Source organism: Streptomyces sp. NPDC088794 (assembly GCF_044750545.1).
Taxonomy (GTDB): Bacteria; Actinomycetota; Actinomycetes; order Streptomycetales; family Streptomycetaceae; genus Streptomyces.
The window spans coordinates 285,920-311,747 of record NZ_JBIVKB010000004.1 but is presented as its reverse complement, the minus strand read 5'-3'; the positions used below and the strand labels follow the sequence as shown (position 1 = coordinate 311,747).

The following is a 25,828-nucleotide window of genomic DNA, read 5'->3' as shown; positions in this document are numbered from 1 at the left end:
AATCGCGCTCCGATCACCCCTCGGTAAGCTGACGGCATGACAGGACAAGTGCGTACCGTCGACGGCCGCGTGGCCGGCCGGCGTGGGCAGGCGACCCGGCAGAAGCTGCTCGACTGCCTGAGCGAGATGCTCAGCTCTTCCCCCTACCGGGACGTCAAAGTCATCGATGTCGCCCGGAAGGCGGGCACTTCGCCCGCCACCTTCTACCAGTACTTCCCGGACGTCGAAGGCGCCGTCCTGGAGATCGCCGAGCAAATGGCCACGGAGGGCGGCCAGTTGACGGCGCTGCTCGACGGTCGGTCGTGGGTCGGCAAGGCCGGATGGGCCACCTCGCAGGAACTCGTGGACGGTTTCCTGGAGTTCTGGCGGCGCAACGACGCGATCCTCAGGGTCGTCGACCTCGGTGCCGCCGAGGGCGACAAACGGTTCTACAAGATCCGGATGAAGATCCTGAACTCCGTGAACAACTCCCTCTCGGACGCGGTCGCCGAGTTGCAGTCCAAGGGCAAGGTCGACAAGGACGTGAACCCGGCGGCGGTCGCCGGTTCACTGGTCGCGATGCTCGCGGCCGTCGCCTCGCACCAGAAGGGCTTCCAGACCTGGGGTGTCAAGCAGGCCGAACTCAAGCCGAACCTGGCGCTGTTGGTGCACCTCGGCGTGACCGGAAAGAAGCCGACCAAGTAGTACTCGACCTCCAGTACTCCGGCTCAAGTCCTGTCTGACAGGCGGTGGTCCACCCCGGTGGACCACCGCCTGCCGTGTCATTCCCCACGCTCCCGGATCACCTGCGCTCCTGGATTCCCCGCACTCCTGGATTCCCCACGATCCTGAAGACCCGGATCTCGCGCTCGACGCGTTCCTGATACGTCGCGTACGGCGGCCAGAACACGAGCAGCTTCTTCCAGACCTCCGCCCGTTCCTCCCCCTCCAGCAAGCGGGCCGTGACCGGGATGTCCGTGCCCCGCCAGTTGATCTCGGCATCGGGGTGGGCGAGGAGGTTGGCGGTCCAGGCGGGGTGGCCCGTGCGGCCGAAGTTGGAGCCGATGAGGATCCAGGTGCGGCCCTTCTCCTCCGGCATGCAGGCGAGCGGGGTACGCCGGACCTGCCCGCTCCTGGCGCCGGTCGCGGAGAGGATCACCCCCGGCAGCATCTGGGCGCTGAGCAGCACCCTCCCCCGCGTCAGCCGGTGCACGGCACGGTCGAGCGCGGGGATCACATGCGGGGCGACCTTCGCGAACCCCCGCGTCGACGAGACCTTCTGCACCACCCGGACGCCGATCACACCGTCACCTCCCGTCCCTCGAAGAGCCGTGCCGCGTCCGCCGCGTGCGCCCGCAGCCGGTGCGCGGGGCCGAACAGCAGCTCGTCGCCGCAGGCCCGCTTGAAGTACAGATGCGCCTCGTGCTCCCAGGTGAACCCGATGCCGCCGTGCAGCTGGATCCCCTCGGCGGCCGAGTCCCGCAGCGCCTCCAGGGCCTGCGCGAGCGCCACCCCGCCCACCCGCTCCCCGTGGACGGTCGCCCAGGCCGCGTAGTAGGCGGCCGAACGGGCCGCCTGGACCTGCACATACACATCCGCCAGCCGATGCTTGACGGCCTGGAAGGACCCGATCGCCCGCCCGAACTGCTCCCGCTGCTTCACGTACTCGACCGTCCGCTCCAGCGCCCGGTCGGCCGCCCCCACCGCCTCACAGGCGAGCGCGGCGGCGGCCCGGTCACCGACGGAGGACAGCGCGGCGAGAACACCGTGCCCGTCCTCCTCTCCCAACAACTCGGCTTCCACATCCCGCAGTTGGACGCGGGCCTGCGGCCGGGTGGCGTCCAGGGTGGTCTGCCGCGCCCGCACCAGCCCCTCCGCCTCCTCCGCCACCAGGAAGAACAGCGTCCGGGACCGGGCGAACCCACCAGCGTGCGCGGCGACCACCAACAGCCGCGCGCTGTGCCCGTCCAGCACCTGGTCGGCCTGCCCGTACAACCGCCAGCCGTCCCCCACTCGCCGCGCCTGCACCCCGCCGGCCCGTCCGCCGCCGGCCCACTCGCCGCCGTTGTCGCCGGTCAGGGCGAGGGCGGCGGCCAGGGCGGTGCCGGGGACGGCGAGGGCGGCGGTGAGGTCGCCGGCGGCGAGGCGGGGCAGCAGCTCGGCGCGCTGGGCGTCGGTACCGAGGGCGAGGACGAGGGGCGCGGCGAGCACGGCGGTCGCCAGCAGCGGCGAGGGGGCAAGCGCCCGGCCCGTCTCCTCGCAGGCGAGGGCGAGTTCGGTGGCCGAGCAGCCGACACCGCCGTACGTCTCGGGCAGGGCGAGCCCGGGCAGGCCGAGTTGGCGGGCCAAGGCCGTCCACAGGGCGGGGTCGTGCCCGCGGGGCAGGTCGACGGCGGCCCGCAACTCCTCGTACCCGCACCGCTTGTCGAGGAGTTCGCGCAGGGTACGGCGGATCTCGTCCTGTTCGGCGGTGAAGCTCGCGTCCATGGCACTTCCCTCCGGATCTGACGGTCCGTCATATTAGGAGTCCGGGAACGATATGCACAGAGGAAGGCGGGCCCCTCATGACACCGGTCGGCACATCGGTCGGCACCTCCGCCGCGACACCGGCCGGGACACGGGGAGGCCGGAAGGTCGCCGTGGTCGGCGTGGCCCTGTCCGACTGCGGCCGGGTCGACCAGGCGACCCCGTACGCGCTGCACGCCCAGGCGGCCCGGCGCGCGCTCGCGGACGCGGGCCTGGAGCGCCGGCACGTCGACGGCTTCGGCTCGGCGGGCCTGGGCACGCTCCCGCCGGTCGAGGTGGCCGAGTACCTGGGCCTGCGCCCCACCTGGGTCGACTCGACGGCGGTCGGCGGCTCCACCTGGGAGGTCATGGCGGCCCACGCGGCGGACGCGATCGCCGCGGGCCACGCGAACGCCGTCCTGCTGGTCTACGGCTCCACGGCCCGCGCGGACATCAAGGCGGGCCGCCGCACCGGCAACCTCTCCTTCGGCGCGCGCGGCCCGCTCCAGTTCGAAGTCCCCTACGGCCACACGCTGATCGCCAAGTACGCGATGGCGGCCCGCCGTCACATGATCGAATTCGGTACGACGATCGAGCAGTTGGCGGAGGTCGCGGTCCAGGCCCGGGCGAACGCGGCGCTCAACCCCGAGGCGATGTTCCGCGACCCGATCACCGTGGACGACGTCCTCACCGGCCCGATGATCGCCGACCCCTTCACCAAGCTGCACTGCTGCATCCGCTCCGACGGCGGCGCGGCGGTGCTGCTGGCGGCCGAGGAGTACGTACGGGACTGCCGTACCGCGCCCGTGTGGGTGCTCGGCACCGGGGAGCACGTCTCGCACTCCGCGATGTCCGAGTGGCCGGACTTCACGGTGTCGCCGGCGGCGGTGAGCGGCCGCCTCGCCTTCGAGCGGGCCGGGGTCACAGCGGCGGAGATGGACTTCGCCCAGCTCTACGACGCCTTCACCTACATGACCCTGGTGACGCTGGAGGACCTCGGCTTCTGCGCGAAGGGCGAGGGCGGGGCGTTCGTGGAGAAGGGGCGGCTGCGGGTCGAGGGCGGCGAGCTGCCGGTGAACACGGACGGGGGCGGGCTGTCGGCCCAACACCCGGGGATGCGGGGGCTGTTCCTGCTGGTGGAGGCGGTGCGGCAGCTGCGCGGGGAGGCGGGGGCGCGGCAGGTGCGGGGGCGGGACGGGGAGGTGGCACGGCTGGGGGTGGCGAGTGGGACCGGGGGGTGGTTCTGCTCGGCGGGGACGGTGGTGCTGGGGCGGTGAGGGGGTCGGGGCGGCTCGTCTAAGCTCACCGGATGACCTTGGAATGGGAACAGGTAATCGTGCACTCGCTGGATCCGGCGGCCCTGGGCCAGTGGTGGGCCGATGCTCTCGTCTGGGTCGTCGTCCACTCCTCCGACGACGAGTTCGAGATCCGCCCGGCGCCGGATCGGGTACCGGGGCTGGACTTCGTACGGGTCGACGAGCACAAGAAGGCCAAGAGCCGGCTGCATCTCGACTTCCGGCCCGACGACCAGGACGCCGAGGTGGCCCGCCTGGAGGCGCACGGGGCGAAGCGCGTGGACATCGGCCAGGGCGAGCAGTCGTGGGTGGTCCTGGCGGACCCCGAGGGCAACGAGTTCTGCGTGCTGGGCGGGCGGCGCCAGTAGGACGACACGGCCCAGGGAACACGGGCTTGCTCGAACTTCGTTGTATGGATGTAGTTCGACGCCGCCGAGCCGCTGGAGGAAACCCGCATGGCCCTCAACCGCGAAGAGCGCGAACAGTTCCTGGCCGAGCCGCACGTCGCCGCGCTGGCGGTGGACGCCGGAGCGGGGCGGGCGCCGCTCACGGTGCCGATCTGGTACCAGTACGAACCCGACGGCACGGTCTGGATCATGACGGCGCTCAACTCCCGCAAGAACGAACTGATCCAGGCGGCGGGGCGCTTCTCCCTGATGATCGACCGGCTCGAGCCCACGATCCGGTACGTGTCGGTGGAGGGCCCGGTGATCGCGACCGAGCCCTCCACGACCGACCATCTGCGGGAGATGAGCGCGCGCTATCTGCCCGCCGAGAAGGTCGACGGCTACGTCGAGTTCGCCGAGAAGAACCACGGCGACCAGGTGCTGGTCCGGATGCGGCCGGAGCGGTGGCTGTCGTCGGACCTGGGCTCGCTCTGACCAGGGAACGTCCGACGTGGTGATCCGCGGGACAATCCCCGCATGGGAACGGAAACGGATCTTCACGAGCTGCTGAGGTCACTGCGGGTGTGGGACCCGGAGGTCACCTCACTGCCGCCCTTCGACCCGACGACGGCTCCGGCGACCCCGCTCGCCCTCTTCACGGCGTGGTTCGCGGAGGCGGTCGCGGCGGGCCAGCCGGAGCCGCACACCATGTCCCTGGCCACCGCGGACGCCGCCGGCGACCCGGACGTGCGGATCGTCATGCTGCACGGCGCGGACGAGGACGGCTGGTCCTTCGCCACCCACGCGACCAGCCGCAAGGGCACCCACCTGGCCGCCCGCCCGCACGCCGCGCTCGCCTTCTACTGGCCCGTGCTGGGCCGCCAGGTCCGCGTCCGCGGCCCGGTGACCGCGGCCCCGTCCCAGGAGGGCCGAGCCGACCTCCACGCCCGCTCCACCGGCGCCCTGGCAGCCGCCCTGACCGGCCGGCAGAGCGAAGTCCTGGGCTCACTGGAGGAGTTGGCGAGCGCGTCGCAGGCCGCCTGGGACCGGGCCCAGCGGGAGCCGGACGCCCCGGTGCCGTCCTGGACGCTGTACCGACTGCGGCCGGACGCGGTGGAGTTCTTCCAGGGGGACGAGCGGCGGCGGCACGTGCGGGTGAACTACCGTCGCACGGACGGGACTTGGGAGCGAGAGCTGCTCTGGCCGTAGGGAGCGCAGGGGTCGTGGCGGCCGCGGCGACCGTGGAGCGGCCCGCACCTCCGAACCACTACGGCCCCTCCGGATCCGTGGCCAGCCGCCCGTGCAGGTGGCTGTCGCGGAAGGCGTCGTGCCGGCCCGCCTCGAACATCGAGCCGCGCAGAGTCCCCTCGTAGCGGAAGCCGCACCGTTCGGCGATGCGGCAGGAGGCGTCGTGACCGAGGGCGTGACCCAGGTCGAGGCGGTGCAGGCCGAGGTCGGTGAAGGCCCAGTGGGCGACGAGGCGCAGCGCGCGGGTGGCGACGCCCTGGCCGCGGGCCTCGGGCAGGACCCAGTAGCCGATGTGGGCGTTGCTGAAGATGTGGCTGATGCCGTTGACGCTGATGTGCCCCAGCGTCGTACCGCTCGACTCGTCGGTGACGCAGTACGACGCCGTCGTGCCCTCCGCCTGCTGCCGGACCCGGTCGCGCAGCAGCCCGCGGGCGCCGTCCAGGTCGCTGATCAGCGTGAGCGGGGTGTTCCAGCGCTGGAACTCCGGGTCCGCGACCCCGCGCAGCCAGTCCTCGGCGTCGGCGTCCGAGTCCGCGTCCCACGGGCGCAGGCGGAGCCCTTGGCCCCGCAGCTCGGGGAAGGGAGCGGCGGAGGGGGACGGGGAGTCGGCGGGATCGGTCGCGTGGTGGGCGTCTGCGTGGGCCATCCGGCCATTCAAGTCGTTGGAGCCGTGCCGTGCGGCCTGAATTTCGGGACGCCGTCCGGGAAGGTCGCCGCCAGGGCCATCCCGGCCCGCAGCTCCCCCTCCCCGCACCCCACGATCTCCGTCATCATCCGCGGCCCCTCCGCCAGGTCGACCACGGCGGCGATGTACGGGGTGCGGGTGGCGAAGGGCGGGAGGTCGTTGCGGTGGACGGTCGACCAGGTGTACAAGGTCGCCCGGCCGGTCGCCGGCTCCCAGGTCACGTCCTCGCTCCAGCAGTGCGGGCAGAACTCGCGGGGGTAGTGGTGGGCGCGGGTGCAGCTCGCGCAGCGGCGGATCAGGAGCCGGCCCCGCGCCGCCGCCTCCCAGTAGGCGCGGGTGAAGGCGTCCGGTTCCGGGACGTCGAAACCGCGCGGGGGCTCGGTCGTCGTCATCCGCCGAACCAGCCCAGCGCGCTGTCCACCGACCAGGTCTGCCAGGCCATCCCGAACAGGGCGACCAGGGAGATCAGCGCCATCATCGCGTTCTGCCCCTGCTCGGCCCAGTCGTGGATCATGAGCGTGAAGTAGAGGACGTTGAGGAGCAGTCCGCCGATCAGGGCGACGGGGGTCAGGAGGCCGGCCACCAGGCCGAGGCCCAGGGCAAGTTCGGCGTAGACGACGACGTACGCCATCGTCCGCGGGCGTGGGCGGACGACCACGTCGAAGCCCGAACGGACCGCGTTCCAGCGGTGCTTGGCGGCCACGCCCGCCGCCCACTCGATGCCGGTCCCGCGCTCGAACCAGCCCTTCTTGTCCTTGTGCCGCCAGCTCTCCAGCCACCACAGGCCGAGTCCTATACGAAGGACCGCGAGCCATTCCGCCCCGCTGAGCCAGATCGTGTCCATGGCATCTGACGGTACGTCAGATCTGTGCGGAAGCCGAGGGGAGCGTCGGAAAAACCTGTGAGTCCAGGAGGGGGCTGTGGGCTCCCCATGAAGGCACCGCGGATTGTTGACGATTTTGTTCGCGACCACTTACGTTCGCAAGCGCAAGGCCAGGAAGTCAGGTCAGGAAGTCAGGCCATGACGTCGGAGCGGCGAGAGGCAGCAAGGTGAAGCGCAGGGCAGTGAAGCGCAGGACAGTGGTCATGGGGCTCGGCGCCACCGCCGGTGTCGCGGCGGTCGGCGGCATCGCACTCAGCGCGAACGCGAGCGACGCGAAGTCTTCGTCGTCCTCGGCATCCTCGGCGTCCTCCTCGGACGCCCTGGTCTTCGACCCGGACGCCTACACGAAGCTGACCAAGACCGTCACGGACACCGACGGCGACGAGCACACGGTCGTCTACCACTTCTGGAAGGCGATCACCTACGTCGCGAACCCGGTGGACGCCACCTACCAGTCGCTCATCGTCAGCGCCCCGGTCGAGATCGACGGCGAGACGGTCGACCCCGCAAACGCCCCGATTCTGCTCGCGAACTCCATCGGCGGCTATCTGCCCGCCTCCGTGGCGGACGCGACCGAGGTCGGCGGCGGGGGTTCGGCGATGGGCGGGGGCGGCGCGGCTCCCAGCGGTGCGCCCAGTTCCTCGGCCTCCGCCTCCGCTTCGGCGCCTGGTGCCAACGGCAACACCAACGCCACCGGCGGCGCGACCGCCGGCAACCAACTCCTCGCGCTGGCCGCCGGTTACGTCGTCATCGAGCCCGGCGCCCGCGGCCGTACCCTCAAGAACTCCAGTGGCGAGTACTACGGCACCGCCCCCGCCGCGATCGTCGACCTCAAGGCCGCGGTCCGGTATGTGAAGGCCAACAAGGGCCGAATCCCCGGCAACGTCGAGCGGATCGTCTCCGCCGGTACGAGCGCCGGTGGCGCCCTGTCCTCGCTGCTCGGCGCGTCCGGCGACAGCCCGATCTACGACAAGTACCTCAAGGAGATCGGCGCGGCCGACGCCTCCGACGCCATCTTCGCGACCGGCGCCTGGTGCCCGATCACCGACCTGGAGCACGCCGACGGCTCCTACGAGTGGAACTGGGGCGGCAACGACCTCAGCACCGGCAAGCAGGTCGACCAGACGGTGTCGAAGGCACTGCGAGCTCAATTCGCCGAGTACCAGGCCTCGTTGAAGCTGCGCGGCCTCGGCGGCTTCGGGCCGCTGAACGCCCGCAACCTCGACGCGTACCTGGTCGAGCAGTACCTGGAGCCGTCGGCGACGACGTACCTCGCGGCCCTGTCGGACTCGGCCCGCGAGACCTACCTCGCCGCCAACACCTTCATCACCTGGTCGGGCGGCAAGGCCACCTTCACCTGGGCCGACTTCCTCACCCACGTCGGCGCCCGCAAGAAGGACGCCCCCGCCTTCGACGCCTTCGACCTGTCGGCCGGCGAGAACAACGAGTTCGGCGCGGGCACGACCCTGGCCCGGCACTTCACGGCGTACGGCGCGAAGAACGACTCGACGGGCCTGAGCGGCAAGCGGGTCGCGAGCGACATCCCCGAGCTGCTGCACCTCATGAACCCGATGTACCACCTGGTGGAGAAGGTCAACTCCAAGCGCTCCAAGCACTGGTGGATCCGCCTCGGCACCAAGGACTCGGACACCTCGCTGACGGTGTCGGCGAATCTGGCGGCCCGCCTGGACAACCTCGGCGACGACGTGAACCACCTCTACTACTGGGACGAGGGCCACGGCGCGAACACCGACCCGGGCGACTTCATCAAGTGGATCGCCCAGGTGACCGGGCATCGGGGTGCGCGGAAGTAGCACCGTCCGGTCAGGCGAGGGCGGTGGCCAGCAGAGCGAAGGCGCCGACGATGACGGCCACGCGGACGTAGTGGAAGCGGTCCCAGCGGTTCATCTGCTCCTTCCAGTCCGCGGGCCGGTTCTCGGGGGTCCAGGTCTTGCCCCGGTTGTTGATCGGGACGAGCAGCAGGACCGACATGACCACGCTGACGATCAGCAGCGCGCCGGCGGTGACGACGAGCCCGACGCCGTCGTGGTCGCGTCCCGCCACGGCCCAGACCGCGACGAGGACGAGCGAGCCGATGTACCAGAACGGCATGACGGCGCCGAGCATCCGGCCCCCGTGGGCGCGGCCGAGTTGGTTGCTGTCGTCGGGGAGGGCGTTGAGGATCCGGTTGATGACGAAGGCGACGGAGAACTCCACGCCCACCATCAGGCCGACGATCACGGTGGTGCCGATCTCAAGCGCGTTCAGCATGACTGCCCCTTCAGGAATCCAGTGGTGCCGGCTTCGAATCTAGCGTTGCTAGCCGATGGTGCAACGCTAGACCTACTGCCGCTTGATTGTCTAGCGGTGCTAGGATCGAGTCATGTCGGTACAGGAACGCAAGGAGCGCGAACGGGCCGTCCGCGAGCGCCTCATCGTGGCGACGGCCCGCGAACTCGCCGAGCGGCAGGGCTGGGACGCGGTCACCACCCGCCGGCTCGCCGAGCGCATCGAGTACAGCCAGCCCGTCCTCTACAGCCACTTCCGCGGCAAACGCGAGATCATCGGCGCGGTCGCCCTGGAGGGCGCATCCGAGATGGCCTCGGCACTGCGGACCGCGGCCTCCGCCGCCGACGGCCCGCGCGCCCGGGTCACCGCCCTCGCCCGCGCCTACCTCGACTTCGCCGAGCGCAATCCGGCGGTCTACGACGCGATGTTCCAGCTCGACGGCGGCCTGGCGTTCGCGGCCGAGGAGACCCCGGCGCCGCTGAAGGACGCCTTCGCCGCCCTGCTGGAGACGCTCGCCGAGGTCGCCGGGGAAGGCGTCCACCCGGGACTGTTCACCGAGCTGTTCTGGGCCGCCCTGCACGGACTGGCGACCCTGACCCGGGCGGGACGGCTGCCGCCGGGGGACGCCGACCGGAGGGCGGAACTGCTGGTGGACCGGCTCGCCGTGATCTGACACGACGTACGACCGCGCCCTAGTACGCTCCCGCTGGGGGTGGTGCGCAAGTGGAGGAACTACGGGTGTCGGTCGCGGCGACCAGCGATCGCTTCGACGCCGATGACGACAGATGGCTGTCCCAAGTACGGCTGCTGCACGAAGACTTGGGGCAGCAGACGCCGCTGGTGACCGGGCGGCCGACCGCTGTCCGACCCGGCACGAAGGGTGGCTGGCTGCCGGATGTCGCCCTACTGCTCAGCCCGGCCGTGGTCGCCGGCGTGGTGGCGGTGGTGAAGGCCTGGCTGGTGCGCGACCGCGACCGCACGGTCCACCTCGCCTGGGAAGTGAACGGCGAGAAGGGCGAGTTCACGGCCACGGCTTCCACGGCGGACAACGCCACGTTGCAGGCAGCGCTGGAGCATGGATTGCGGGCGGCGACGGGCTCCGCCGGGCAGGGCGCGGCGGACGAGCCGGAAGCGGAGCCGGAGCCGGACGGCGAATCCGTTGGCTGAGGCGGGCAACTCCGGTGACTGAGGCCCCCGTTGCGTACCGCGCCCTGCTGATCGGCAACGCCGAGTTCCCCGACGAACCGGCGCTGGAGCGGCTGCGCGGCCCGGCGAACGACCTCTCGGAACTGCGCGCCGCGCTCACCGATCCCGAGGCCGGGCTGCCCTGGGAGGTGACCTCGGTCCTGGACGGGACGGCCCAGCAGGTCCAGGAAGCGCTGTTCACCTTCTTCCACCGGGCCACCGCACGCGAGCAGTTGCTCCTCTACTACAGCGGCCACGGCCGACTCGACCTGCACAACCGGCTGCACCTGTGCACCCGTGACACCACCATCGACTGGCTGCGCACCCGCGCGGTCCGGCAGTCGTACGTCAACGAGCTGATGGACGACTGCGCGGCCCGCGCGATCGTCGTCGTCCTGGACTGCTGCTTCAGCGGACGGGCGGCCACGGCCAAGGGGGACGAGGCGGCGGCCCGGTTCGCCGGCCGGGGGCGGTTCGTGATGACCGGATGCGGACTGCTGGAGACGGCGGCGGACGCGGCGGATGACGGTCAACCGAGCCCGTTCACGGCCGCGTTGGTGGCGGGGCTGCGGCACGGGGCGGTGGGTGCGGACGGGTATGTGACGGTCGAGGACGTCTATCGGTACGTGGATGACCGTATGCGGGGGTCGGGGCAGCACCCGGAGATGAAGACGGAGGGGCGGGCGGGGCATGTGGCGCTGGCGCGGCGGACGCCGGAGCGGGCCGATGTCGCCGACTTCCCGGACCTGCGGCCCCTGTTCACGAACGCCCACGGCGTGAGCGAACGCCCCATGGTCGAGAGCCACTTCAGCGGGGTACTGCATGTCCTGCTAACCGAACCGGAGGGGACGCTGACCGTCCACCGGGACGAACTGGTCGCGGCCGGGGGCAGGCGTAAGGCTCAGGGGTGGTGGTTCGCCGAGGAGCGATTCACGATCCGTCGGAAACAGGTCCGGCCGGTCTCGTCGGTGACACCGGTCGGGGACGTGCGGTTCGCCCTGCCCGACGGCACGGGAATCGTGACCTGGTCAGCAAAGCAACTGGCTGGCTTCAAGCGGGCGCGGACCAACGGGAGTTGGCCCACCGCCGTCCGGCCCACCAGGACCGAGGGCACCCACACCGCCCTCAAATCCCACGACCCCGTCTACCGCAGGCTCACGCGCGAGGCGTGGTTCGCGCTGGCATCCCTGCTCAGCTGCGCGGCATCCGTGAGTCTGTTCGTGCGGCTGCTGGCCTGGGATGACCACAGCCACTGGCGCAAGATCGCGCTGGTCGTCGTGCTCCTCCTCGCCCTCGTCAGCCTGTCGACCGTGATCGCCTCCGTGAACGTCACCTGGATCTTCTTCCACCTGCACCGCTTCCTCCGGCTCCCGGCGCTGCCTGTCACCCGCATGCTGTTGAAGGTCTATGTCGAGCCCTCTCAGTACGACGAATACGACATCGAATCGATCACCGAAGCCCCGCGCCCGCACGTCGTGTTGTGGTCCGATGAGTTGAGCCTGGCGCTGCCCCACTCCTTCTACGCCAAGCGCGTCGACGAAGGCGACCCGCCCTTCGGCACGGAGGACCCTGTACCCGTCGAGGTCATCGGCCTCCCCGCCCCCGGCCAATGGGTGGTCGTCCGCACCCCCGACGGCCTCCTCTGGCCCAGTGGTCGCGCCAGAGCCGTATCCGCGTCGGCCCTCGCCGCGGTGACCGGCCACCCCTAGCCGACCCCTCTACGCCACATAACCCACCCACTCCTCCCCCACCCGTGATCAATCCGCAACCAATTCCCCTCTTGACCGAGACCCATCAACGGGGCGCGTGATTACGCTCGCGCTCATGGCCGACTCCACAGCGTCCGCACCAGCCGCCGCACCCACGCACACGAACCGCCCCGTATACGTCATCGGGGGCGGTCCAGGCGGCCTGGCCGTCGCGTACGCGCTGCGTGCCCGCGGTATGCGCGCGGTCGTCCTGGAGAAGTCCGACCACGTCGGCGCGTCCTGGCGGCGGCACTACGACCGGCTGCACCTGCACACCACCCGGCGCCTGTCGTCGCTGCCGGGGCTGGCGATGCCGCGCCGGTTCGGGCGGTGGGTGTCGCGGGACGACGTCGTGCGGTACCTGGAGAAGTACGCCGAGCACCACGAGCTGGAGATCGTCACCGGCGTGGAGGTGTCCCGCGTCGAGCGTTCCGCGGACGGCGACGGCTGGCTGCTGCACGCCACCGGCGGTCGCGAACTGACCGGCGCCGCCGTGGTCGTCGCCACCGGCTACAACCACACCCCGAACGTCCCGGACTGGCCCGGCCTCGACACGTACAAGGGCGATTTCCTGCACGCGGGCGCGTACCGCAACGCCGAGCCGTACGCGGGCCGTGACGTGCTGGTCGTCGGTGTCGGCAACACCGGTGCCGAGATCGCCGTGGACCTGGTCGAGGGCGGGGCCTCGCGCGTGCGGCTCGCCGTGCGCACCACCCCGCACATGGTGCGCCGCTCGACGGCCGGCTGGGCCGCCCAGTACACGAGCGTGCTGGTACGACGGCTGCCGGTCCGTCTGGTCGACCGGCTGGCCCGGCCGATGGCGAAGCTCAGCATCCCGGACCTGTCGGCGCACGGGCTGCCCAGACCGGACACCGGGCTCTACAGCCGGGTCAAGGAGGGCTCCGTGCCGATCCTGGACGTCGGTCTGATCAACGCCGTACGCAAGGGCCGGGTCGAGGTCGTGGCCGCCGTCGCCGGTTTCGAGGACGGCAAGGTCGCGCTCGCCGACGGGAGCCTTCTGTCGCCGGACGCGGTCGTCGCGGCCACCGGTTACGCGCGCGGACTCGAAGGGCTCGTGGGTCATCTCGACGTACTGGACGAGCGCGGCAAGCCCGTCGTGCACGGCTCGCGCACCCCGAGCCAGGCACCCGGCCTGTACTTCACCGGCTTCACCAACCCCATCAGCGGCATGCTCCGCGAGATGGCCATCGACGCGGAGAAGATCGCGAAGGCGGTCGTGAAGGACCGCCGGCGCACGCGGTCGTGAGAAACCGGTCCCATACCGAGAAGTAAGTTCCGTCAACTTCCCGACCTGCGACTCCTGTTACGTCCGAGACGGATGTGGTTAAGGAGCTGTACCGCGCCCCGCCATGGGTCCAGAATGTGAGCGCTGCTCAGCTTTTCGCGCCCGTTCCCCCACCCGGTGCGCATCTTTCAGCTCCGCCCACCTCTCGCTCATCGACGGAGGACGCACGTGGCACGTGAAAGACAGCTATCGCTCTCCCGACGCTCCCTGATCGGCGGCGCGGCCGCCACCGTCGGAGCCGTCGCCCTCACCGGCACCGCCGCGGGAACGGCCGCCGCCGCCACCCGCGACGTGGACGTCGCCATCGTCGGCGGCGGGCTCGCGGGGCTGACGACGGCCCGCGACCTGGTCGCCGCCGGCAAGACCGTGGCCGTCCTGGAGGCCCGGGACCGCGTCGGCGGCCGGGTGGTGAACCTGGCGCTCGCGAACGGCGGGGTCACCGAGGGCGGCGGCGAGTTCATCGGCCCCACCCAGGACCGCATCAAGGCGCTGGCCGACTCGCTCGGCGTCGCGACCTTCACGACGTACAACACCGGCAAGAACCTGCTCTACAAGGACGGCAAGAAGACTCCTTACGCCACCGACGGCCTCCTCGGTTCGGTCCCGCCGATCGACGTGGCGGGCCTGGCCAACGCCGCGATCGTGCAGGCCGCGCTCGACGACATGGCGACCAAGGTGCCGGTGAACGCGCCCTGGACCGCGGCGAAGGCCGCCGAGTGGGACAAGCAGACCTTCGAGAGCTGGCTGAACGCCAACGCGATCGTGCCGTCGGCGAAGTTCCTGCTGGACGTGGCGACCACGTCCATCTTCTCGGCCCAGCCCCGCGAACTCTCCCTGCTCTTCGTGCTGTTCTACATCGCCGCCGCCGGCAACGAGTCCACCCCCGGCACCCTGGAACGCCTCACCGACACCGCGAACGGCGCCCAGGAGTCCCGTTTCGTCGGCGGTTCCCAGCAGGTGCCGATCAAGCTCGCGGCCACCCTCGGCGACCGCGTGGTGCTGAGCGCGCCGGTGCGCTCGATCACGAAGTCCGGTGCCAAGTACGTGGTGACGGCGGACGGTGTGACGGTGACCGCGAAGAAGGTCGTGGTCGCCGTACCGCCCCCGCTGGCCGGCCGCATCACCTTCGACCCCCTCCTCCCGGCCGCCCGCGACCAGTTGGGCCAGCGCCTCCCGATGGGCTCCATCGGCAAGGCCATCGCCGTCTACGACACCCCGTTCTGGCGCGCCGACGGCCTCAACGGCCAGGTCGTCAGCGACACCGGCGCCGTCCGCTCCACCTTCGACAACTCCCCGCCGGACGCCTCCTACGGCGCCCTGATGGGCTTCATCGAGGCCGACGAGATGCGCGAGTACGACGCCGCGTCGGTCGCCGACGTGAAGGCGGCCGTCCTCAAGGACTACGCCACCTACTTCGGCGAAAAGGCCAAGACCCCAACCTCCTTCGTCCTCCAGCGCTGGGACAACGAGGGCTTCACCCGAGGCGGCCCGGTCGCCTACGCCCCTCCGGGCGTCCTCACCGAGTACGGCACCGCCCTGCGCACCCCGGTCGACGGCATCCACTGGGCCGGCACGGAGACGTCGACGTACTGGAACGGGTTCATGGACGGGGCGGTGCGTTCCGGCGAGCGGGCGGCGAAGGAGGTGCTCGCGGCGCTGTGAGTCGGCCCGCCCGCCTCGGCGGGAGCCGGTGCGTGAGCCTCCGGGGGCACTGACCCACACCACTTAGTTCAACTTTGCACGCACGCCCGTTCCTGACACCGCGTCAGTTCAGTAATCTGACAGTGCGTCAGTTATTTGGCTGTCTCACAGGAGCGGGCGGACGATGCTTGGATCAACCCACGGCACTCTCACCACCGACTCCCGCCGGGCCCGGGTCATCGCCTGCGGCGAGCAACCCGCGCCTGCCGTCCACGGCAGGCCCGCCGAGGTGGACGACCTCGATGTCGGGGGCCGGCCGCTGTATGCCGGCGTACCCGATCTGGACCGGTTCTTCCGGCCCGAGTCCGTCGCAGTGATCGGCGCCTCGGACGCGGAGGGGCGGCCGAACACCGGTGTCACCCGGCAGTTGGTGGCCTGGGCGGAGCGGGTCGGGGCGCGCCTGCACCCCGTACATCCCACACGTACGTCCGTCTTCGGGCTGCCGTGCGTCGCGACCGTCGCCGATCTGCCCGAACAGGTCGACCTCGCCGTCCTGTTGGTCGCGGAGCCACTGCCCGTGATCGAGGAACTCGCCGAGGCCAAGGTGAAGTTCGCGGTCGTCTTCGCCTCCGGGTTCGCGGAGACGGGCGCCGAGGGGGCGGCCGCACAGGCCCGACTCGCGGCCGCCGTGCGGCGGTCGGGGATGCGGCTGCTGGGGCCCAACACCAACCTCAACGCCTTCGAGCGGTTCCGGGACGACCTCGACGGTCCCGCGATCGCGCTGATCACCCAGTCCGGGCACCAGGGGCGGCCCGTCTTCGCGCTCCAGGAGCTCGGCATCCGCCTCTCCCACTGGGCGCCCACCGGCAACGAGGCCGACCTGGAGACCGCCGACTTCCTCTCCTACTTCGCGGAGTTGCCCGAGGTCGGCGCCATCGCCTGCTACGTCGAAGGCCTCAAGGACGGCCGTTCCTTCCTGCTCGCCGCCGACCGGGCCGCCCGGCGCGGGGTGCCGGTGGTCGCCGTCAAGGTCGGCCGCACCGAGACCGGCGCCCGTACGGCCGCCTCCCACACCGGCAAGCTGACCGGCGCGGACACGGTGGTGGACGCGGCGATGCGGCAGTTCGGCGTGATCAGGGTCGACGGTCTCGACGAACTCCAGGACACCGCGGCCCTGTTGGCCCGCGCCCGTCCACCCCAGGCCGACGGCGTGGTCGTCTACTCCATCTCCGGCGGCACGGGCGCCCACTTCGCCGACCTGGCCACCGGGGCGGGACTGTCCCTGCCGGTGCTGTCCGAGGCCAAGCAGGCCGAACTGCACCAGTGGATACCGGAGTTCCTGAGCGTGGCCAACCCGGTCGACAACGGCGGCCACCCGGTCGGCGACCACCGCGGCCGCAAAATCATCGACGCGATCCTCGACGACCCGTCGGTCGGGGTCCTGATCTGCCCGATCACCGGCCCGTTCCCGCCGCTCAGCGACCGGCTCGTGCGGGACCTGGTGGACGCGGCCGAGCAGACCGACAAGCTGGTCTGTGTGGTCTGGGGCTCCCCCGTCGGCACCGAACCGGCCTACCGCGAGGTGCTGTTGGGCTCCTCCCGGGTCGCCACCTTCCGCACGGCCGGCAACTGCGTCACCGCCGTCCGCGCCTACCTCGACCACCACCGCTTCACCGCCCGCTACCGCTCCCCCTTCGACGAGGCCCCCCGCACCCACTCCCCGTCCTTCCGCAAGGCACAGGCCCTGATGCGCCCGGGCCAGCAGCTGAGCGAACACGCGGCCAAACAACTGCTCCGGGCCTACGGCATCCGCGTCCCCCGCGAGCAACTGGTGACCAGCGCGGCGGCGGCCGTCCGCGCGGCAGGGCTGGTCGGCTACCCGGTGGTGATGAAGGCCTCCGGCGCGCAGATCGCCCACAAGACGGAACTCGGCCTGGTGAAGATCGGCCTCACCTCGGCCAGCCAGGTCCGGGACGCCTACCGCGAGTTGACCGACATCGCCCGCTACGAAGGGGTCACGCTGGACGGTGTCCTGGTCTGCCAGATGGTCGAGCGGGGCGTCGAGATGTTCGTCGGCGTCACGCACGACGAGCTGTTCGGACCGACGGTCACGGCCGGGCTCGGCGGGGTGCTGGTCGAGGTCCTGCACGACGCGGCCGTACGCGTACCGCCCTTCGGCGAGGAACAGACCCGGGACATGCTCGCGGAGTTGCGCGGACGGGCCCTCCTCGACGGGGTGCGGGGGCGGCCGCCGGCCGACCTCGACGCCCTCGTCGAGGTGATCCTGCGGGTGCAGCGCATGGCACTCGAACTCGGCGACGACCTCGCCGAGTTGGACATCAACCCGCTGATGGTGCTGCCCCGCGGACAGGGCGCGGTGGCGCTGGACGCGCTGGCGGTGTGCCGATGACCGAGCCGACGACCGAGCCTGCGGTCGACCTCGTCCACACGGTCGCGGACCAGGTCACGTACCTCACCCTCAACCGCCCCGAGGCCCTGAACGCCCTCACACCGGACCAACGGGACCGGCTGATCGGCCTGTTGGCGGAGGCGTCGGCCGACCCGTCCGTACGGGCGGTGGTCCTCACCGGCACCGGGCGCGGCTTCTGCGCGGGCGCGGATCTGCGGGCAGGCGGGACGGCGAACGGCGGACGGGTGCCCGGAGACGTGGCCCGCACGATCCGCCTCGGCGCCCAACGCCTGATCGCGGCCGTCCTGGACTGCGAGAAACCGGTGATCGCGGCGGTGAACGGCACGGCGGCGGGCCTGGGCGCGCACCTCGCCCTCGCCTGCGACCTGGTCCTGGCCGCGGAGTCGGCGCGGTTCATCGAGGTGTTCGTGCGCAGGGGCCTGGTCCCGGACGGCGGCGGCGCGTATCTGCTGCCGCGGCTGATCGGTCCGCACCGGGCGAAGGAGCTGATGTTCTTCGGCGACGCGCTGGGCGCGGCGGACGCGGAACGCCTCGGCCTGGTCAACCGGGTCGTCCCGGACGAGGAGTTGGAGAAAACGACCCGCGAGTGGGCCACCCGCCTGGCCACCGGCCCCACCCGCGCCCTCGCCCTGACCAAACAGCTGGTCAACGCCTCCCTGGACAGCGACCGGGCCACGGCGTTCGCCGCAGAGGCAGCGGCCCAGGAGATCAACATGACGACGCGGGACGCGCAGGAAGGGGTACGGAGTTTCGTGGAGCGCAGGACTCCGGACTACAAGGGCCGCTAGCCCTTTCACTCTGACGAACCGTCAGCTCTAATGGGAACGGTGATGGAATCGTGATGGGACACGCAGGGGCAGCAGCGGCAGCCGTCCGCTACCTCAGGTCGGCCGGAACCCCGGCCGGCGTGGAGGCGCTGCCCCGACCGGAGTTGCGGTGCGTCGGCGAGGACGAGCGCGCACCGCTCGACGCGACCGAGTTCCGCCGAGTCCTAGGCCACTTCGCGACGGGCGTCACGGTCATCACCGCCACCGCCACTGACACCGAGACGGGCCCCGCCGGCTTCGCCTGCCAGTCCTTCTCGTCCCTCTCCCTGGACCCGCCCCTGATCGCCTTCATGGTCGGCCGTACGTCCACCACCTGGCCCCGCATCGCCCGCGCCGGCGCCTTCTGCGTCAACGTACTGGGCGCCGGCCAGGGCGAGTTGTGCCGCGGCTTCGCGGTACGCGGCGCGGACAAGTTCGCGGGCGTGGCGTACGACGCGTCCCCGATCTCCGGCTCACCCCGCCTCGCGGGCACCGTCGCATGGATCGACTGCGCGATCCACGCGGTGCACACCGGCGGCGACCACCTGATCGTGGTGGGGCGGGTGGAAGCACTGGGCACGGGCGACGACACCGACGTAGAGCCGCTGTTGTTCCACAAGGGGCGGTTCCTCTGAACGACGCCGCCTACGCGTCTCACGTACAGGCCGTCAGACGGGCAGGCGCCCGCGAGCGCCGTCTGGGATGCGTCACACAGAGACACCACCGTCAGAACCACTTGCTCCGTCTACCTTGCACTCATGACGACACAACTCGACCGCGGGAATGATCCAGCGCCGTCCATGCTCCGGTGCGAGCTGCGGAGATCCGCTCTCTACCCCAGCCTCGTACTCGCCTTGCGTGACATGCGACAGGCCAACGGTCGTGACCTCGTGACAGGAGCGGGAGAGGGCAACGCATCGTGGATCGGGTTGAGTCTGGCGATGACGGTGCTCGACACACTCTCCGGCTCCGGCCCGGTCGGCGACCGGTGGAACCGTCTGCTCACTTCTCACGGCGTCACAGCGGACGACGCGAGGATCATCTACAAGCTGCGTTGCTCCCTTCTGCACGGCTACGGCCCACCAAAGCCCAGCGATGTGAACGGCAGGACGGTGCTGCTGACCCCTGACGCAACGGCCTACGCAGTCGACACTTCTCAAACAGATCGAGTACTGGTCAGCGTTCCTGTCTTCTGCGGACGGCTGGTGGAGCGGATAGCCCACGCAGCCCCACACAATTGGGACGCGAGTCTGATCGATACCGATATAGAACTCTGACACGCACCTCCGCGGACTCATTTGCCGACGGCGGCCGGGCGCTCTGGCGAGCCACCCCGTGAACTAGTCAGCCGCCGCCAGTCGGTTGAGCACTTCCATCGGGGTGAAGCTCCAGCCGACGAGGCGCGGCCCACTCCAGTTGATGCCGATCATGAGCCCTTCCCGGGCGATATCGGGCAGTTCACAGGCGCGCCAGTCTTCCAGGGACATGGATGCGACCCGTAGCCCATGCCCCCAGATCTTCGCCGCCCTCTGGGCGCGAGCCGAGGTCGACCAGAAAGGAAGACTTCGCGTGCCATCCGCGGCGAGAGGGGTGGGACTTCCATCGTCATCCCGGACAAGCCAGACCACTCGGCTCTGGCGAACGTCTCGGAAGAATGCTGCCGCTTGCGCACCACTCTGACTCATGGCCACCGAGCCTAACGTTCCCCGCCACTCATTTCGTCAGGAGTTCTGAGGCGGCGGCGTCGGACGGCGCGAAGGCTACTTCAGGGCACGCACCTGCTCTCGGACGCATGCGGGAACGCTTCCCGCGGGTCGCCGACGGTCGTCGAAATCGGCCTCTTTCCTGGTCGTGGAGATCAACGGCGTACGGGAGTTGGAGGTGCGGCCCTGACCCGGAGCGGCCGCCATGGGGGTGCATCGAAGGGGTCGTGTTCATCAACACAACGCCCACGCCGGCACCAAAGCGTGGACCTGATCGGTGATCACGGTCGCGCACACGACCCGACAATGGCCGCCCTCACAAACGGTTCGTCGGCGCCGGCATCCGGTGGCACAAGCAGCGACAACGAGCGACAAGCAGTACCTGCAAGGAGTGCGGCAGCGGCACGTCCCTGAGTTGGCGGCACTGGGCGTGTGCGTCCTCGTAGCCGGACCTGCGCGCCAGCGTGCACTCAACAGACAGCGCAGGCGCGCTGGTTGCCGTCATCGGTAATCACCGCCGCGTTTCGCGACGCCCTCGCCCTTGTTCTCATCACCCGCCCCGTCATCGCCATCCGGCTGGGGCAGTCGGGCGCCCCGGCTCTCGGCGACGCGCAGCACATTGCCGAGTACCTCTGTGGTCGCCCGCAGCGCTCGCCGTAGCGCGTACTCGCCGGCTTTGCGATCGTCCAAGACCGTCCGCGCACCCGCGAAAACCTGTGCTCCGTCGCGGAGTTGAGACGTCTCGATCTCGTCGGCGAGGCGGGACAACACACCATGGGTACCGTCCGTGGACAGGAAGCAGGGCTTGCCGGATTCGGTCTCCCAGGGCAGCAGCCGTAACCCCAAGGGACTGGCGGAGACGCCGTTTCGGTCGTGGCTCACGCGCTCACCCCTCCCGCGACCACCGGTGTCACAGGCATCATGAAAGCTCCCTTCCAAGGGAACCGGGACGGTGCGTCTGCTTGGCGGTAGGGCACCGTCCCGGCGTGGTCCGGCCGAGGAGATCGGCCAACTACTGGCTTAAGCCAGTCTGCCCACGGAGGGTCACAGGCGTCAAGCGGCTGGCTTAAGCCAGTTGTTATGCTGCGGGTATGACAACCTCCAGCCACTCCTCGAACCAGCCGCCGAGCAGGCGCATCGCGGAGGAACTGCGAGCCGCAGTGCAGGCAGGTCGCCTCGCTCCCGGCGACAAGCTGCCCTCCGAACGCGCCCTCGCCCAGCAGTACGGAGCCGCACGCAACACGGCCCGCGAGGCAATTCGCATCCTCGCGGAAGAAGGCCTGGTGACGGCCCGTCACGGCAGTGGCGTCTTCGTACGGGAGCCACAGCGGCTGTTCCGTTTCGGCAGTGACCGATACGCGCACAAGAACCGCGAGACCGGCCTTACCCCGTTCCGACTCGAAGCCCGACGCCAGGGCAAGGAGGCCCGCATCGACGTCGTGAGCGTCGCCAGGGAACGGCCGCCCCAGGACATCGCGGAGCGCCTGAGTGTCCCGGCCGACGACGAGAGCGTGCTGCATCGGGAGAACCACTACTTCGCCGACGACGAACCCATGCAGATCGTGTCGACCTACCTCCGGTGGGACGAGGCACAGAACACCCCGCTGACGCAGGCCAGGACCGGCAAGGACGGAATCTACGGCCGCCTCGAAGACCTCGGCCACGTGATGACCCGCGTACGGGACGAGATCACCGCGCGCATGCCGACACCGGCGGAGGCAGCGGTTCTCGAACTGCTCCCCGGAGTCCCCGTGCTCGAAGTCCTGCACACGAGCCTCGACCAGGAGGGCGAGCCGTTCGAGGTGTCGCGCTACGTACACCGCGCCGATCGCACTGGCCTGCTCTACGAACTGCCCGTCGAGTGAACTCCCAGCCCACGAGGAGCCCCGCATGGACAGCACCGTCATCCGACCCCTCGGCGCCGCCGACCTCCCGGGTGCGGCAGCGGCGCTGACGGAAGTGCACGCCACCGACGGGTACCCCGTCGAAGGCGTCGCCCGTCCGGAGGCCTGGCTGTGGTCGGACGACGTACTGGCCTCCTGGATCGCGGAGACCGACCGGAGGATCGTCGGCCACGTCGCGGTGATGCGCCCGAACGGCGAAGACGGAGTGTCCCTGTGGACCGGTCAGAGCGGGGCCGACGAGCAGCACATCGGCGTACTGGCTCGCCTCTTCGTCGTGCGGGAAGCACGCCAACACGCCCTGGGCGAGCGGCTGGTCCGAGCGGCCATGGACTACGGGCTGAGCACCAACCGCCGCCTGGTCCTCGACGTGATGGCCAAGGACTCTGCCGCCATCCGCCTCTACGAACGCCTCGGCTGGCTCAGGACCGGCCAAGCCACGCACCACTACGGTGCGGGGCAACACATCGACGCCGTCTGCTATGTGGCTCCCGACGCCGATTGATCAGAAACAGCGTGTAGGCCTGGTGTCCGTGCCCCGGCTCGTTCAGCGCCATCACAGCCAGCGCGGCCATGTCCAGGGGTGTGCCGGCCTCCGGCAGGGCTTGCGCGGCACACCGACGACGCGGGCCAGGAGGTTGTCGCGAATCTCGGCCAATCTGCCCCCTTGGTCGCCATGCGGCGGATCGTGAAGCAGCGAACGCAGGCTTCTCTGAACTTTCGCTGGTGAAGTGATCGAGTCAGGAGCGCCCGTGTTCGCGCTTGAGTTCGTGATAGCCGCGAAAGTCGAAGAAGCGCAGGCCGTCGGCCACTGCTCCGGACAGGATTTCCGGCAGGGTCCATGGGTGGGTGGTGTAGTCGTCCGTTGCCACCCCTCCATCCTCAAGCAGCAGAGCGATCAATTGGTGAACCTCTGCGGTGCCATCGATCCGCCCGGAGATGTCGATCCGGACCGCCCACGTGGGGTGATGTCCGATGCCCGCTTCGAGGATCGCCACATCTTCGGGGTCCCAGTCGGCGAAGAGGTAGCCGGTCTGCCCATCGTCGATGTCGATGTAGAGGTTGCCGTCCAGAGTCCACGGATCGCGCTGCTCGGGCAGATGCCGATCGAGCGAGGCGACGGTCTCAGCTCGCTCACCTGTGGGGAACACGAAGACCGTACGCATGGATGGGAGCGTAGGCAGTTGAGCTCCGTGGCGACCACGGATTTGGGGGACGGTGCCGGTGCGTCGATGTAGTGGCGCGGTTGGCGACGGCCGCCACCTCGAGATCGACGGCCACCAGGCCTCCGGCGACATGGCGGCCGACGTTCCCCCGAGCGCCGAATACAAGGGTGCCCATCGTGCGGGCCTCCCTCACGCGACCGCCACCGCCCCCACACCCACCGGCCGTCGCCGGATCACCAACGCCATCAGCGCCGCCACCGCGCACAGCGCCCCGGAGGCGTACCAGACCATGTCGTAGGAGCCGAAGGCGTCGCGGGCGACTCCGCCCAGGAAGGCGACCAGGGCGGCGCCGACCTGGTGGGAGGCGAGGACCCAGCCGAAGACGATCGCGCTGTCCTCGCCGTACTGCTCGCGGCACAGGGCGACGGTGGGCGGGACGGTGGCGACCCAGTCGAGGCCGTAGAAGACGATGAAGAAGAGCATCGGCGGGTGGACCGAGGGGGCCAGGAGCATGGGGAGGAAGAGGAGCGAGACGCCGCGCAGGGCGTAGTAGACGGCGAGCAGGCGGCGCGGCTCGAAGCGGTCGGTGAACCAGCCGGAGGCGATCGTGCCGACCACGTCGAAGACGCCGATCACCGCGAGCAGCGAGGCCGCCGCCGTGACGGGCATGCCGTGGTCGTGGGCGGCCGGCACGAAGTGGGTCTGGATCAGACCGTTGGTGGAGGCACCGCAGATCGCGAAGGTGCCGGCCAGCAGCCAGAAGGTACCGGTGCGGGAGGCCGAGAGCAGGACCTTGATCGTGCGCCGGGCCGCGCCCTGCACCGGCGCCGGCTTCGGCACGAACTCCGTGGCGCCGTACGGCTTCTGGCCCACGTCGGCCGGGTGGTCGCGCAGCAGCAGCCAGACGAAGGGGACGACCGCGAGGGCGGCGAGGGAGACCGTCACGGCGGCCGGGCGCCAGCTGTGCTTCTCGACGATCCACGACAGCACCGGCAGGAAGATCAGCTGGCCGGAGGCGGACGCGGCGGTGAGGATGCCGGTGACCAGGCCCCGGCGTTCGGTGAACCAGCGGTTGGTGACCGTGGCCGCGAAGGCGAGCGCCATCGAGCCCGAGCCGAGTCCCACCAACAGCCCCCAGCACAGCATGAGTTGCCAGGCGGCCGTCATCCACACGGTCAGCCCGGCGCCGAGCGCGATCACGCTCAGGGCCACCGCGACGACCCGCCGGATGCCGAAGCGGTCCATCAGCGCCGCCGCGAACGGCGCGGTGAGTCCGTACAGCGCGAGGTTCACGGAGACCGCCGCGCCGATCGTGCCGCGCGACCAGCCGAACTCCTGGTGCAGCGGGTCGATGAGCAGGCCGGGGAGGGAACGGAACGCGGCGGCACCGATGATCGTCACGAAGGTGACGGCGGCCACGAACCACGCACGATGGATGCGGTGCTTCTTGATCGGCTTGCCCGGCCGGGTGTCCTCGGTGGCGGCGCCCGCCTCGGTTGTCTGGGTCACGACATACAGCTTCCGGCCTCCGCCCGCTCCGGACGACTGGCCCGGAGGACAGTATTCGCTAGGATCGGGCCATGAGCCAGCAGCCGGAGACCCGCCCCGAACCGGAGTATCGCCAGGAACCGGAGTTCCGCCCGCACCGCGTCGTCGTGCTCGCCCTCGACGGCCTGCTCCCCTTCGAGCTGGGCATCCCGCACCGCATCTTCGGCCGCCCCAGGGACGCCGAGGGGCGGCTGCTGTACGAGGTCGCCACCTGCTCGATCCGGCCGCCGGGCCCGGTCGACACCGACGCCGACTTCGCCCTGCACGTCCCGAACGGCCCGGAGGCCCTGGCCACCGCCGACACGGTGATCGTCCCGGCGTCGTACGAGCTCGGCCCGGTCTTCGAGGAGGGCGTCCTCACCCCGGAGCTGGCCGCCGCGTTCGCCCACATCCGCCCCGGCACCCGTCTCGCCTCGATCTGCACCGGCGTCTACGTCCTCGCCGCCGCCGGCCGTCTCGACGGCCGCCCCGCCACCACGCACTGGGCGGACGCCGAACGCTTCCAGCGGCTCTTCCCGCAGATCGAGGTCGACGCGGACGTGCTGTTCATCGACGACGGCGACGTGCTGACCTCGGCGGGCGTCGCGGCCGGCATCGACCTGTGCCTGCACATGGTCCGCCGGGACTTCGGCACGGCGGTCGCCAACGACGTGGCCCGCCGCACCGTCGTACCGCCGCACCGCGACGGCGGTCAGGCGCAGTACATCCACCGCCCGGTCCCCGACCCGCAGTTGGCGACCACGACGGCCGCCCGGGCCTGGGCGCTGGGCCGCCTGCACGAGCCGATCCAACTGCGCGACATGGCGGAGCAGGAGGCGATGTCCGTCCGTACCTTCACCCGCCGCTTCCGCGAGGAGGTCGGCGTCAGCCCCGGCCAGTGGCTCACCCAGCAGCGCGTCGAACGCGCCCGCCACCTCCTGGAATCCAGCGACCTGTCCATCGACCAGGTCGCCACGGACGCGGGCTTCGGCACGGCCCAGTCCATGCGGCAGCACCTCCAGGCGGCGCTCGGCGTCACGCCGACGACCTACCGCCGCACGTTCCGCACCGGGATCGTGAGCGGAATCCGGGGCAACAGGCCCGAGGGTTACGGCGGTTTGGACGCCGCTTCCTGAACCCGCCC

Annotated in this window: 28 protein-coding genes; 18 read left to right on the top strand and 10 right to left on the bottom strand. The window is 70.6% G+C overall.

Annotated elements, in window-relative coordinates:
- Positions 1 to 48: 48 nt before the first annotated feature.
- Positions 49 to 684 (top strand): TetR family transcriptional regulator, encoded by a 636-nt coding sequence (locus tag ACIP6U_RS13920; protein ID WP_401716983.1) that lies wholly within the window; start codon positions 49 to 51, stop codon positions 682 to 684.
- Between the two features lie 97 nt (positions 685 to 781).
- Here the strand turns inward: ACIP6U_RS13920 and ACIP6U_RS13915 are convergent, their stop codons facing one another.
- Positions 782 to 1,282 carry a nitroreductase/quinone reductase family protein gene (locus tag ACIP6U_RS13915; RefSeq protein ID WP_401716196.1) on the bottom strand — a complete coding sequence of 167 codons (501 nt, stop codon included), beginning with the start codon at positions 1,280 to 1,282 and terminating at the stop codon, positions 782 to 784.
- The gene (locus ACIP6U_RS13910; protein WP_401716193.1) at positions 1,279 to 2,466 is read right to left on the bottom strand and encodes an acyl-CoA dehydrogenase family protein; all 1,188 of its coding nucleotides are present in this window, start codon (positions 2,464 to 2,466) and stop codon (positions 1,279 to 1,281) included. Before ACIP6U_RS13910 ends, ACIP6U_RS13915 begins: the two co-directional genes overlap by 4 nt.
- 77 nt (positions 2,467 to 2,543) lie before the next feature.
- Here ACIP6U_RS13910 and ACIP6U_RS13905 point away from each other — a divergent pair, with 77 nt between their 5' ends.
- The 4 genes from ACIP6U_RS13905 to ACIP6U_RS13890 all read left to right on the top strand — a co-directional run bounded on the left by ACIP6U_RS13905 (position 2,544) and on the right by ACIP6U_RS13890 (position 5,374).
- Positions 2,544 to 3,761 (top strand): thiolase C-terminal domain-containing protein, encoded by a 1,218-nt coding sequence (locus ACIP6U_RS13905; RefSeq protein WP_401716190.1) that lies wholly within the window; start codon positions 2,544 to 2,546, stop codon positions 3,759 to 3,761.
- Positions 3,762 to 3,793: 32 nt separating this feature from the next.
- Positions 3,794 to 4,147: a VOC family protein gene (locus ACIP6U_RS13900; RefSeq protein ID WP_401716187.1), complete on the top strand. Its 354-nt coding sequence runs from the start codon at positions 3,794 to 3,796 to the stop codon at positions 4,145 to 4,147.
- An 87-nt stretch (positions 4,148 to 4,234) separates the two neighbouring features.
- The gene (locus ACIP6U_RS13895) at positions 4,235 to 4,660 is read left to right on the top strand and encodes a pyridoxamine 5'-phosphate oxidase family protein (protein WP_401716184.1); all 426 of its coding nucleotides are present in this window, start codon (positions 4,235 to 4,237) and stop codon (positions 4,658 to 4,660) included.
- 42 nt (positions 4,661 to 4,702) lie between these two features.
- Positions 4,703 to 5,374, top strand: coding sequence for a pyridoxal 5'-phosphate synthase (locus ACIP6U_RS13890; protein WP_401716182.1), 672 nt, complete (start codon positions 4,703 to 4,705; stop codon positions 5,372 to 5,374).
- Positions 5,375 to 5,432: 58 nt separating this feature from the next.
- Here the strand turns inward: ACIP6U_RS13890 and ACIP6U_RS13885 are convergent, their stop codons facing one another.
- The 3 genes from ACIP6U_RS13885 to ACIP6U_RS13875 are packed head-to-tail and all read right to left on the bottom strand — an operon-like array spanning position 5,433 to position 6,942.
- Positions 5,433 to 6,059, bottom strand: a complete 627-nt coding sequence (locus tag ACIP6U_RS13885) for a GNAT family N-acetyltransferase (protein ID WP_401716180.1) — start codon at positions 6,057 to 6,059, stop codon at positions 5,433 to 5,435.
- Between the two features lie 8 nt (positions 6,060 to 6,067).
- Positions 6,068 to 6,490 carry a Zn-ribbon domain-containing OB-fold protein gene (locus ACIP6U_RS13880; protein WP_401716178.1) on the bottom strand — a complete coding sequence of 141 codons (423 nt, stop codon included), beginning with the start codon at positions 6,488 to 6,490 and terminating at the stop codon, positions 6,068 to 6,070.
- Positions 6,487 to 6,942, bottom strand: coding sequence for a DoxX family protein (locus ACIP6U_RS13875; RefSeq protein ID WP_401716176.1), 456 nt, complete (start codon positions 6,940 to 6,942; stop codon positions 6,487 to 6,489). Before ACIP6U_RS13875 ends, ACIP6U_RS13880 begins: the two co-directional genes overlap by 4 nt.
- 242 nt (positions 6,943 to 7,184) lie before the next feature.
- Here ACIP6U_RS13875 and ACIP6U_RS13870 point away from each other — a divergent pair, with 242 nt between their 5' ends.
- Entirely contained in the window at positions 7,185 to 8,795 is a 1,611-nt protein-coding gene (locus ACIP6U_RS13870) for a subtype B tannase (protein ID WP_401716980.1), read from the top strand.
- 10 nt (positions 8,796 to 8,805) lie between these two features.
- Here the strand turns inward: ACIP6U_RS13870 and ACIP6U_RS13865 are convergent, their stop codons facing one another.
- Positions 8,806 to 9,252 (bottom strand): anthrone oxygenase family protein, encoded by a 447-nt coding sequence (locus tag ACIP6U_RS13865; RefSeq protein ID WP_401716173.1) that lies wholly within the window; start codon positions 9,250 to 9,252, stop codon positions 8,806 to 8,808.
- 112 nt (positions 9,253 to 9,364) lie between these two features.
- Between ACIP6U_RS13865 and ACIP6U_RS13860 the strand changes: the two genes are divergently transcribed.
- The 9 genes from ACIP6U_RS13860 (at position 9,365) to ACIP6U_RS13820 (ending at position 19,664) form a co-directional block, all read left to right on the top strand.
- On the top strand, positions 9,365 to 9,943 hold the full coding sequence (locus tag ACIP6U_RS13860; protein WP_401716171.1) for a TetR/AcrR family transcriptional regulator: 579 nt from the start codon (positions 9,365 to 9,367) through the stop codon (positions 9,941 to 9,943).
- Between the two features lie 65 nt (positions 9,944 to 10,008).
- Positions 10,009 to 10,437 (top strand): hypothetical protein, encoded by a 429-nt coding sequence (locus ACIP6U_RS13855; RefSeq protein WP_401716168.1) that lies wholly within the window; start codon positions 10,009 to 10,011, stop codon positions 10,435 to 10,437.
- A gap of 14 nt (positions 10,438 to 10,451) precedes the next feature.
- The gene (locus ACIP6U_RS13850) at positions 10,452 to 12,164 is read left to right on the top strand and encodes a caspase domain-containing protein (protein WP_401716165.1); all 1,713 of its coding nucleotides are present in this window, start codon (positions 10,452 to 10,454) and stop codon (positions 12,162 to 12,164) included.
- Between the two features lie 115 nt (positions 12,165 to 12,279).
- Positions 12,280 to 13,470: a flavin-containing monooxygenase gene (locus ACIP6U_RS13845; RefSeq protein ID WP_401716163.1), complete on the top strand. Its 1,191-nt coding sequence runs from the start codon at positions 12,280 to 12,282 to the stop codon at positions 13,468 to 13,470.
- 207 nt (positions 13,471 to 13,677) lie between these two features.
- Positions 13,678 to 15,171 (top strand): flavin monoamine oxidase family protein, encoded by a 1,494-nt coding sequence (locus ACIP6U_RS13840; RefSeq protein ID WP_401716160.1) that lies wholly within the window; start codon positions 13,678 to 13,680, stop codon positions 15,169 to 15,171.
- 163 nt (positions 15,172 to 15,334) lie between these two features.
- Positions 15,335 to 17,560 carry an acetate--CoA ligase family protein gene (locus ACIP6U_RS13835; RefSeq protein WP_401716157.1) on the top strand — a complete coding sequence of 742 codons (2,226 nt, stop codon included), beginning with the start codon at positions 15,335 to 15,337 and terminating at the stop codon, positions 17,558 to 17,560.
- Positions 17,557 to 18,369 (top strand): enoyl-CoA hydratase/isomerase family protein, encoded by an 813-nt coding sequence (locus ACIP6U_RS13830; RefSeq protein ID WP_401716154.1) that lies wholly within the window; start codon positions 17,557 to 17,559, stop codon positions 18,367 to 18,369. Before ACIP6U_RS13835 ends, ACIP6U_RS13830 begins: the two co-directional genes overlap by 4 nt.
- 53 nt (positions 18,370 to 18,422) lie before the next feature.
- Entirely contained in the window at positions 18,423 to 19,022 is a 600-nt protein-coding gene (locus tag ACIP6U_RS13825) for a flavin reductase family protein (RefSeq protein ID WP_401716151.1), read from the top strand.
- 123 nt (positions 19,023 to 19,145) lie between these two features.
- Positions 19,146 to 19,664 (top strand): hypothetical protein, encoded by a 519-nt coding sequence (locus ACIP6U_RS13820; RefSeq protein WP_401716148.1) that lies wholly within the window; start codon positions 19,146 to 19,148, stop codon positions 19,662 to 19,664.
- A 63-nt stretch (positions 19,665 to 19,727) separates the two neighbouring features.
- Here ACIP6U_RS13820 and ACIP6U_RS13815 read toward each other — a convergent pair whose 3' ends face one another.
- Together ACIP6U_RS13815 and ACIP6U_RS13810 are read right to left on the bottom strand one after the other, a co-directional pair.
- Positions 19,728 to 20,072, bottom strand: coding sequence for a DUF2750 domain-containing protein (locus tag ACIP6U_RS13815; RefSeq protein WP_401716145.1), 345 nt, complete (start codon positions 20,070 to 20,072; stop codon positions 19,728 to 19,730).
- A gap of 519 nt (positions 20,073 to 20,591) precedes the next feature.
- Positions 20,592 to 20,972: a hypothetical protein gene (locus ACIP6U_RS13810; protein WP_401716142.1), complete on the bottom strand. Its 381-nt coding sequence runs from the start codon at positions 20,970 to 20,972 to the stop codon at positions 20,592 to 20,594.
- 209 nt (positions 20,973 to 21,181) lie between these two features.
- On the opposite strand from ACIP6U_RS13810, the gene ACIP6U_RS13805 reads away from it, so the two are divergent.
- Positions 21,182 to 21,955 carry a GntR family transcriptional regulator gene (locus tag ACIP6U_RS13805; RefSeq protein WP_401716139.1) on the top strand — a complete coding sequence of 258 codons (774 nt, stop codon included), beginning with the start codon at positions 21,182 to 21,184 and terminating at the stop codon, positions 21,953 to 21,955.
- Positions 21,956 to 21,980: 25 nt separating this feature from the next.
- Entirely contained in the window at positions 21,981 to 22,496 is a 516-nt protein-coding gene (locus ACIP6U_RS13800) for a GNAT family N-acetyltransferase (protein WP_401716136.1), read from the top strand.
- 235 nt (positions 22,497 to 22,731) lie between these two features.
- On the opposite strand, the gene ACIP6U_RS13795 is transcribed toward ACIP6U_RS13800, so the two are convergent.
- Together ACIP6U_RS13795 and ACIP6U_RS13790 are read right to left on the bottom strand one after the other, a co-directional pair.
- Positions 22,732 to 23,157 (bottom strand): hypothetical protein, encoded by a 426-nt coding sequence (locus tag ACIP6U_RS13795; protein WP_401716134.1) that lies wholly within the window; start codon positions 23,155 to 23,157, stop codon positions 22,732 to 22,734.
- Between the two features lie 189 nt (positions 23,158 to 23,346).
- A complete protein-coding gene (locus tag ACIP6U_RS13790) occupies positions 23,347 to 24,666 on the bottom strand; it encodes an MFS transporter (protein ID WP_401716131.1) in 1,320 nt (439 codons plus the stop codon).
- Positions 24,667 to 24,737: 71 nt separating this feature from the next.
- Between ACIP6U_RS13790 and ACIP6U_RS13785 the strand changes: the two genes are divergently transcribed.
- Positions 24,738 to 25,820 (top strand): GlxA family transcriptional regulator, encoded by a 1,083-nt coding sequence (locus ACIP6U_RS13785; RefSeq protein ID WP_401716129.1) that lies wholly within the window; start codon positions 24,738 to 24,740, stop codon positions 25,818 to 25,820.
- Positions 25,821 to 25,828: the final 8 nt, after the last annotated feature.